The 6441-nt window shown below is 66.1% G+C and carries 7 protein-coding genes and 1 pseudogene; 7 read left to right on the top strand and 1 reads right to left on the bottom strand.

All coding sequences use genetic code 11. From position 1 onward, the window contains the following. The 3 genes and pseudogenes from ACOJTB_RS15130 to ACOJTB_RS15120 all read left to right on the top strand — a co-directional run. Positions 1–215, top strand: a pseudogene (locus tag ACOJTB_RS15130) (ketol-acid reductoisomerase); the annotation flags it as partial. A 397-nt stretch (positions 216–612) separates the two neighbouring features. Further along, the gene (locus ACOJTB_RS15125) at positions 613–783 is read left to right on the top strand and encodes a hypothetical protein (RefSeq protein WP_420103355.1); all 171 of its coding nucleotides are present in this window, start codon (positions 613–615) and stop codon (positions 781–783) included. 29 nt (positions 784–812) lie between these two features. Further along, the gene (locus ACOJTB_RS15120) at positions 813–1034 is read left to right on the top strand and encodes a hypothetical protein (protein WP_420103354.1); all 222 of its coding nucleotides are present in this window, start codon (positions 813–815) and stop codon (positions 1032–1034) included. Between the two features lie 211 nt (positions 1035–1245). Here the strand turns inward: ACOJTB_RS15120 and ACOJTB_RS15115 are convergent, their stop codons facing one another. Then, positions 1246–1752, bottom strand: a complete 507-nt coding sequence (locus ACOJTB_RS15115) for a DedA family protein (protein ID WP_420103353.1) — start codon at positions 1750–1752, stop codon at positions 1246–1248. Positions 1753–2048: 296 nt separating this feature from the next. On the opposite strand from ACOJTB_RS15115, the gene ACOJTB_RS15110 reads away from it, so the two are divergent. The 4 genes from ACOJTB_RS15110 to ACOJTB_RS15095 all read left to right on the top strand — a co-directional run. Beyond that, positions 2049–2909 carry an ABC transporter ATP-binding protein gene (locus ACOJTB_RS15110; protein WP_420103352.1) on the top strand — a complete coding sequence of 287 codons (861 nt, stop codon included), beginning with the start codon at positions 2049–2051 and terminating at the stop codon, positions 2907–2909. After that, positions 2906–3697 carry an ABC transporter permease gene (locus ACOJTB_RS15105; protein WP_420103351.1) on the top strand — a complete coding sequence of 264 codons (792 nt, stop codon included), beginning with the start codon at positions 2906–2908 and terminating at the stop codon, positions 3695–3697. The genes ACOJTB_RS15110 and ACOJTB_RS15105 overlap by 4 nt, the downstream gene beginning before the upstream one ends. A gap of 129 nt (positions 3698–3826) precedes the next feature. After that, positions 3827–4858: an ABC transporter substrate-binding protein gene (locus ACOJTB_RS15100; RefSeq protein ID WP_420103350.1), complete on the top strand. Its 1032-nt coding sequence runs from the start codon at positions 3827–3829 to the stop codon at positions 4856–4858. Positions 4859–5034: 176 nt separating this feature from the next. Beyond that, a partial coding sequence (locus tag ACOJTB_RS15095) for a M3 family metallopeptidase (protein ID WP_420103349.1) occupies positions 5035–6441 on the top strand: 1407 nt, incomplete at its 3' end.

Here is a 6441-nt window from a genome sequence, read left to right as displayed (position 1 = left end):
CCGAGACCAAGGCCGAGATGAAGCGCGTGCTGACCGACATCCAGTCGGGCAAGTTCACCCGCGACTGGATGCTCGAGAACAAGGTCAACCAGACCTCGTTCAAGGCGACCCGCGCCCGCAACGCCGCCCATCCGATCGAGGAAGTCGGCACCAAGCTGCGCGACATGATGCCGTGGATCAAGGCCAAGGCTCTGGTCGACAAGACCAAGAACTGAGGCTTGATCCACGCCCTCCCGAGACGGCCCGGCTGCCGCCGGACCTGTGGGACCAAGGCCAAGGCTCTGGTCGACAAGACCAAGAACTGAGGCTTGATCCACGCCCTCCCGGGACGGCCCGGCTGCCGCCGGGCCTGTGGGACCAAGGCCAAGGCCCTGGTCGACAAGACCAGAACTGATCCTCCTCACGGTCTGATTCAACAGCCTCGCGCGTTGAGTCAGGTCGCTAAGGCAAGCTTCTGGTAAGGTTGACGAAATCTTGCGTAAACATGGAGCGGGCGCCCTTGGCGTCCGCTCTTTTCGTTAACGAAACGGCTCTCCCGGTTAACCAGTCCGGAACTCTCGCTCCCATCACGGCGTTGGCCCTGCACAGACATCACCATTCGCAGGACGAGCCATGGGAACCAGTCGGGAGGAGATCGAAGCACGGATGCGGCGGCTAGCCTCCCCGCGCGCCAAGACGGCGCCGGCGCCGGCGTGGAACGAGCGGCCAATGGCGCTCCTCTTCCTCGCCGGGATCGCGCTGACACTGCTGGCGAACGTTCTGCTGAACGCATTTCCGGGCTGACCTCCGTCAGGCCCGAAAAGGAGGCGACCATGACGATCGAGACCGAGCAGCGCGCGCAGGAGCAGGCCAATCTGCGCGAGGGCCAAGCCTTTAAGCCCCTGCGGGCGGGTGACCACAGCACGCTGGCGCCTGCGCAGGAGACCCCCACCGAAGCCCGGCAGGGCTTTCTCGGCCGACCGGTGCTGATGGTGCTCGTCGGCGGGCTTGTGCTGGCGGTGATTGCCTGGTTCGTGGTCGAGAAGTCCGTCTGACGCGAAGGGTCGCACAGGGACATCGCGCAGGACGAGCAGAATTGAAGACGTGACGTATCCGAGTTTGCCGAACTTCAGGGAGGCGACGATGGAACTGATGCGTATTCTCGAAACGCCTGCGGCCGTGCGAGTCATCCTCGCCCTGTCGCTGGCGATGATGCTGGCGATCGTGCTCGGGCTGGTGTGACCCCTGCGCTCGCAGGCGCCATCATCACCGCGTCGCGAAGAATTCCGCGAGGCGGCCGGCGCCATAGAGCAGCGCGAAACCCCAGGCGAAAGACGCCAGCCAATTGGCGATGTGGAATTGCAGCGCCGGCATCCTCACGATGCCGGCGACGATGGCGATGACGGCGCGCAGCGGCCCGAAAAAATGGCCGATCAGAATGCTCGCCACTCCCCATTTTTCAAAGAAGTCATGGCCGCGCTGCAGCATCTGCGGATTGTTGCGGAACGGCCAATAGTCGTGGACGCGCGGGCCGAGGAGAAGTCCGGCCCAATAGGACACGAGGAACCCCGTGCCCGCGCCAAGCGAGGCGGCGAGGGCCAGCGGCGCCAGCGCGAGTCCAGAGGCGCCGGCCACCGCCCCGAAAGCGGTGAAGAACACGGTAGCCGGCACCAGCCAGGACAGGATAGCGACGCATTCGCAGAATGCGACGATGAACACGATCGGGATCGCCCATTCCTGATGGATGCGCATGAACTCGACGAGATCACGCATGTGCTGTTCGAGGCCTGAGAGCACGCGGCGGTTCCTGGACGGGGGCGGTCGGAAAGGGTGCGCGAGGCTTATGGCGGGGGGACAGGAGGCTTGGCAAGCATGACGGTTTCTCGCCTCAGCGCACATTCCGAGGAGTGCCCCCCGCGGATCGAGGGTTCGCGTGCCGCGCTTTTGCAGAGATCCGTACGATCCGGCCCGCGCCGCTTCGCTTGCGGCGCGGGCCGGGCATCGCCTATGACTCGCCGCAACGATCATAAGACGAGGCTGTCCAAGGGACGGCCCGGGGAAACGAATCCATGGCGTTGCAGGATCGCTCGCCGCCCGATGCGGCGGCCGGGCCGGCTGTCGCTCTCAGCGGCATCGACATCACCTTCCATCTGTCGCAGGGCGGGCGCTATCAGGCCGTTCGCGGGATCGATCTTGCGGTTCGTCCGGGCGAATTCGTCTCGATCGTCGGGCCGACGGGCTGCGGCAAATCCACCTTGCTCAACGCCGCCGCCGGCCTGATCGCGCCGTCTGCCGGCACGGTTTCGATCTTCGGCAAGCCGCTCGCGGGGCTCAACCGCCGCGCCGGCTATCTCTTCCAGCAGGACGCGCTGATGCCGTGGAAGACGGCGCTGGACAACGTCAAGGTTGCGCTGGAACCGATGGGCGTGCCGGAGCGGGAGGCCGACGAGCGCGCCCGCCAATGGCTGGCGCGAGTCGGGCTGAAGGCCTTCGTCGATCGCTATCCCCATATGCTCTCGGGAGGCCAGCGCAAGCGCGTCAGCCTGGCGCAGATGCTGATCCGGAACCCCGAAATCATCCTGATGGACGAGCCCTTCGGGCCGCTCGACGCGCAGACGCGCCAGATCATGGGCAATCTGCTACTCGATCTGTGGTCGCGGGACCGCAAGGCGCTGATGTTCGTCACCCATGATCTGGAGGAGGCGATCGCGCTCTCCGACCGCGTGGTGGTCATGTCGGCGGGGCCGGCCGCGGGCATCGTCGCCGATTACGCGGTGACGCTGCCGCGCCCGCGCGACATCGCCGATATCCGGCTCGAAAAGGCCTTCCACGAGATCCATCGCGACATCTGGTCCTCCCTGCGCGTCGAGGTGCAGAAGGCCTATGCGATGGGCGAGGGGAAAGAGCTGGTCGGGGGAAAGACGCCGTGAACCGCCTCAAGCTTCTCGGCCTGCAACTCCTCGTGATGCTCGCCTTTCTCGCCATCTGGCATGTCGTCACGACCACGAGCCTGTTCGGCGACGTCAAGACCATGCAGTTCTTCTTCTCGACGCCGGCGGCGGTGATCGGCCGAACCTTCAAGCAGCTCGCGGGCGCCGAGATCTACTATCATCTCGGCATCACGCTGACCGAGACGGTGCTGGCCTTCGGCATCGGCTCGGCGGCCGGCATCCTGTTCGGCTTCGCCTTTGCGCGCAACGCGCTGCTCTCGGCGGTGTTCGACCCCTATATCAAGGCCGCCAACGCCCTGCCGCGCGTGGTGCTGGCGCCGATCTTCGCGTTGTGGTTCGGGCTCGGCATCTGGTCGAAGGTGGCGCTCGGCTTCACGCTCGTCTTCTTCATCGTGTTCTTCAACGTGTATCAGGGCGTGCGCGAGGTCTCGCCGACCATTCTCGCCAATGCCCGGATGCTGGGCATGAACGAGCGCCAGCTCTTCAAGCATGTCTACTGGCCCTCGGCGCTGACCTGGATGTTCTCCTCCTTGCACACCTCGGTCGGTTTCGCGCTGGTGGGCGCCGTGGTGGGCGAATATCTCGGCTCCTCGGCGGGGCTAGGCTACAAGATCCACGAGGCTGAAAGCGTCTTCGACGTCACCGGCGTGTTCTCCGGCATGCTGATCCTGACGATCTTCGTCATCCTGATCGACGCGCTGGTGACGCTGGTGGAGCGGCGGCTCCTGGTCTGGCGCCCCACGCAGAGCGCGACGACCACGACGTAGGCCGCCAAGGTCCAGCCCTCATCACGGAGAGGCAGGAGCGCTCCTTGCCGATCCGGATCGATCGCGCCTATCCTCGAAAGCAAGCGCTCCCAGAGGCGCAAATCTCACAAACCGATCGGAGGAACACCCATGACGCTCACCCGCCGCGACGCGCTGGCCGCGCTCGCCGTTTCCGGCCTTGCCGTGCCCGCAGCGCTGCCGGCCTTCGCCCAGACCGCCGAGAAGCCCAATCTCACCCTCGGCGTCGGCGGCAAGGCGCTGCTCTATTACCTGCCGCTGACGATCGCGGAGAAGAAGGGTTACTTCAAGGAGCAGGGCCTCAATGTCGAGATCAACGATTTCGGCGGTGGCGCCAAATCGTTGCAGGCTCTGGTGGGAGGCTCGGTGGATGTCGTGACCGGCGCCTATGAGCACACCATCCGCATGCAGGCCAAGGGGCAGGACATCCGGGCGGTGATCGAGCTCGGCCGTTTCCCGGCGATCACCATCGCCGTGCGCAAGGACCTCGCCGACAAGGTCAAGAGCGCGGCCGACTTCAAGGGGCTGAAAATCGGCGTCACGGCGCCCGGCTCCTCCACAGCGCTCACCGCGCAATACGCGATGGTCAAGGCCGGGCTGAAGGCCACCGATGCCGCGATCATCGGCATCGGCGCAGGCGCGAGCGCCGTCGCCGCGATCAAGCAGAAGCAGGTGGACGTGATCTCGCATCTCGACCCCGTCACCTCGAAGCTGGAGGCGGACGGCGACATCGTCGCGCTGATCGACACCCGCACCGAGGCGGGCACCCGCGCCCTGTTCGGCGGCTCGAACCCGGCGGCGGTGCTCTACCTGAAGAACGACTTCGCCGAGAAGAACCCGGTGACCACGCAGAAGCTGGTCAACGCCTTCATGAAGTCGCTGAAATGGCTCGAGACGGCCAAGCCCGAGGAGGTCGCGGATCTCGTGCCCGAGGAATATCTGCTCGGCGACCGGCCGCTCTATCTGCGCGCTTTCAAGAACTCGCAGGAGGCCTATTCGCGCACCGGGATCGCGACGCCCGACGGCATGAAGAGCATGTATGATTCGCTGAAGCTGCTCGATCCGGAGCTGACGAACTCGACGGTCGATCTGAGCAAGACCTTCATCGAGAGCTTCGCCAAGAAGGCGCAATCGGGCGCCTGAGCGGGAACCCAAGGCTCTCGCCTCCCTCCCGGCAGCGTGGGTGCGAGGCTTCCTGGGCAAGGCCTCCCGGCCTGCTGGTCATGGCGAGTGGCTTCCCACCCGCCGCGAAGCGTTGCAGAAAGCAGGAGGCGGTGCGCGTTCCGATCGCGCCGGCCGCCCCTGATGGAAAGCTCGCTATGACCACCGCCGTCGTCGCCCCTTCCGAAGCGCTGCCCCTGCCGGCCGACAACCCGTTCAGCCGGCGCTGGGAGACCCCGTTCGGTCTGCCGCCTTTCGCCGAAATCCGGCCCGAGCATCTGCGCGTGGCCTTCGATGCCGCGCTGGCGCGGCATAAGGAGGAGATCGCGGCGATCATCGCCGATCCGGCCGAGCCCGACTTCGCCAACACGATCGAGGCGCTGGAGCGGGCGGGGCGGGCCGTCTCCCGCGTCGGCGGTGTGTTCTACAATCTGGCCGGTGCCGACACCACCGAGGCGCTGCAGGCGATCGAGCGCGAATTGTCGCCGATCACCTCCCGCCACTGGTCGGCGATCATGATGGATGAGGGGCTGTTCGCGCGGGTCGACGCCGTCTTCGCCCGGCGCGAGGAACTCGGCCTCGATGCCGAGCAGGCGCGGCTGTTGGAGCGCAGCCATAAGGGCTTCGTCCGCTCCGGCGCCAAGCTCGGCGTCGCCGACAAGCAGCGGCTCGCCGCCATCAATGAGCGGCTTGCGGGGCTGGGTACGCAGTTCAGCCAGAACGTGCTGAAGGACGAATCCTCCTATGCGCTCTTCATCGAAGACGAGGCCGGGCTCGCCGGCCTGCCGGAATTCGTGAAGGCGGCGATGGCGCGCGCGGCGGCCGATCGGGGCAAGCCCGGCCAGCATGCGGTGACGCTGTCGCGCTCGGTGATCGAGCCCTTCCTGACCTTCTCGACCCGCCGGGACCTGCGCGAGGAGGCCTTCACCGCCTGGAGCAAGCGCGGCGAGAACGGCAATGAGAGCGACAACCGCGCCATCGTCGCCGAAATGGTGAAGCTTCGCGCCGAAAAGGCGCAGCTTCTGGGCTATGCCACCTTCGCGCATTTCAAGCTCGACGACGCCATGGCCAAAACGCCGGAGCATGTGCGTGGGCTGCTGGAGTTGGTCTGGACGCCGGCCAAGGCCCGGGCGGCGCGGGAGGCCGCCGATCTGGCCGCGCTCGCCCAGTCGGAAGGGGAGAACGGGCCGATCCGCCCCTGTGACTGGCGCCACTATGCCGAGAAGGTGCGGCAGAGGACCTATGCGCTCGACGAGGCCGTGCTGAAACCCTATTTCCAGCTCGACCGTGTGCGGGATGCCGCTTTCGACGTCGCAGGCAAGCTCTTCGGGCTTTCCTTCGCCGAGCGGCCGGAGCTGAAGGGCTACCACCCGGATGTGCGGATCTTCGAGGTGACGGAGGCTGCGAGCGGACGGCATATCGGCCTGTTCGTCGGCGACTATTTCGCTCGCGCCTCGAAGCGTTCCGGCGCCTGGATGAGCGCCTTCCGCGGGCAGCGGAACTTCGACGGTGAAACCCGTCCGATCATCGTCAATGTCTGCAATTTCGCCAAGCCCGCCGAGGGC

Origin of the sequence: Allobosea sp., assembly GCF_048595345.1 — a bacterium.
In the GTDB taxonomy this organism is placed as follows: Bacteria; Pseudomonadota; Alphaproteobacteria; order Rhizobiales; family Beijerinckiaceae; genus Allobosea.
This window is presented reverse-complemented; position numbering and strand designations above follow the sequence as displayed.